The sequence below is a fragment of the Lutibacter sp. genome (genome assembly GCF_041562875.1).
Lineage (GTDB): Bacteria > Bacteroidota > Bacteroidia > Flavobacteriales > Flavobacteriaceae > Lutibacter.
Genome location: NZ_JBFFOE010000181.1, coordinates 1 through 2,361, shown reverse-complemented (window position 1 = coordinate 2,361; position 2,361 = coordinate 1). Strand labels below are relative to the sequence as shown.

At 27.7% G+C, this 2,361-nt stretch carries 1 protein-coding gene; it reads left to right on the top strand.

What is annotated here, in order from left to right; all coding sequences use genetic code 11:
* Positions 1–456 precede the first annotated feature (456 nt).
* Positions 457–2,361, top strand: a 1,905-nt coding sequence (locus tag ABY863_RS13465) for an ATP-binding protein (protein WP_372795687.1), incomplete at its 3' end; no start/stop codon positions are given.

The window sequence follows — 2,361 nt, the reverse complement described above, 5'->3', positions numbered from 1 at the left end:
TTTTTCTTATTACTTTATGATTCCTAGGCTCAAACAGCCTAAAATTTTACGGATTACCAGCTGCAAATTTTACGAGGAATTACTGATAGGACGAGGGCTTAAATTAAACTTTGGTTCTCGATACAATTTTCTATCGAAAATCACTCGAACTGACGAAAATGGATTCTTGAGAATTACTTGAACTGGAGTTTGGTTTAATTTCATAATTACAAGAGCCAAAATAGATGCTAGTTCATATTGGTATTTTGTAGTAGTTATGATAAGATTCTAAATCAAGTTCAGAATGACGGTAGATATTATTCTTCCTATAAAACAACTATTTAAGTTGCTATTTTAAACAAATATACACTTGTTTTTTATTCATTAATTTACGTTCATTTCTTTTTTAAATTAAAATGAATGAATTATTCATTCATTTTAAAATCTTTTTTATTTTTGTAACAAACAACCCCCTTTATGAGATATTATTCTTTTATCCTATTTTTATTTATTACCCTAACTACATGTAAGATAAATGCTCAATATAAAGTCACGTTCAGCAATAATTACCCTCCTTATAATTATTTAAATGAAAAAGGAGAACTTGTTGGATTTAATGTTGATATTTTAAATGCAATAAAGGATTTATATAAAACTGATATTCAAATTAATTCGGGAGAATGGAACGTTATAAACGAAGCCCTAAATAAAAATGAGATTGATGCTATTGGAGGCATCCATTTCCCTGGAAGTTTTGATTCTGATTTTATTTATACCAGATCAGCTATAAATACATCGCATTGTTTTTTATACAATTCAAATAATCTCACTAAATTTTCACTTGAATATTTAAGAACCACCAAAGAACCGCTTATTGCTATGTGGGAAAATGATGTTCTTATTCACTATATACACTCAATTAATCCATCAGCAAAGTTTTTATTTGTTACTAATTATAATGATTTATTAAATGCAATAGACAGAGATGATGTTACATGCATATTTGGACAACGAATTTGTACTATGTATTATGCAAAAACACTTGACAAGGATTACATTAGACCTTTAGATCATCGTATTTTAGAACGTACCATGGGATTTAAAGTTTCTAAAAACAATGCAGAATTAGCAGAAATTATAAATAACGGTTTAGAAGTAATTTTAGCTAATGGTGAGTATCAGAAAATTTTTGATAATTCATTAGCTGAATTCAATAAAAATAAAGATGATTGGCATAATTATTTAAAATATATATTAATAGCTGGTGGTATTATTTCTTCGCTATTTATTTTACTTTTAATTGTAAATAGGGTTTTGCAAAATAGCGTTCGAAGTAAAACCAAAGACCTTAGAGAGCAATTAGATTTGAATTCTCAAATAATGGATGAACTTGAGGAACAAAAGAATAAAGCTGAAGAAAGCGATAAAATGAAATCGGCCTTTTTAGCTAATATGAGTCATGAAATAAGAACCCCTATGAATGGTATTTTAGGTTTTACAGACCTTTTAAAAACAACTGATTATTCATCGGAAAAACACGCTAAATTTATTGATATTATTCAACAAAGCGGCAATAGAATGTTAAATACCATTAATAATATTATTGAAGTTTCTAAACTAGAATCGGGCATAGAGAAACCTATTTTAACAGAAGTTAATATAAAAGAAATTATAAACGAACTGTCTAATTTTTTTAGTGCTGAAGCTACTTCAAAAGGATTAGATTTTATTTTTACAGAAAAGGATTCAGCACTATCACAACCATTTTACACAGATGAATATAAACTGAATTCAATACTCACAAATTTAATTAAAAACGCTTTAAAATTCACTAAGAAAGGCACTATTGAAATTAGTTATATGTTACATAACAGTTTTGTAGAATTTTGGATAAAAGACACAGGAATAGGAATTTCATATGACAAGCAAGCTTCAATTTTTGAAGAATTTGTACAAGCTGATTTTTCACATTCAAGTGGTTTTGAAGGTTCAGGGTTAGGGTTATCTATTTGTAAAGGATATGTTCATTTATTAAAAGGAGAAATAACATTGGAGTCTGAGCCAAACTATGGATCAACATTTTATGTGCGTATTCCAAATAGCAATGAAGGCCAACATTTATTTAGCAAAAATACAGAATCAGTAATTTTAGAAGGTCCTTTTTTATTAAAGTATACGATACTTATTGCCGAAGATGATGAAACATCATTCCTTTATTTAGAAAGTATTTTGGATACTATCACGGAAAGTATCATTCATGCTAAAAATGGTATTGAAGTTGTTGATATAGCAAAAAGTACTAAAAACATAGATATCATATTAATGGATATTAAAATGCCTCATTTAAACGGTTTTGAAGCAACTGAAGAAATTAGAAAATTT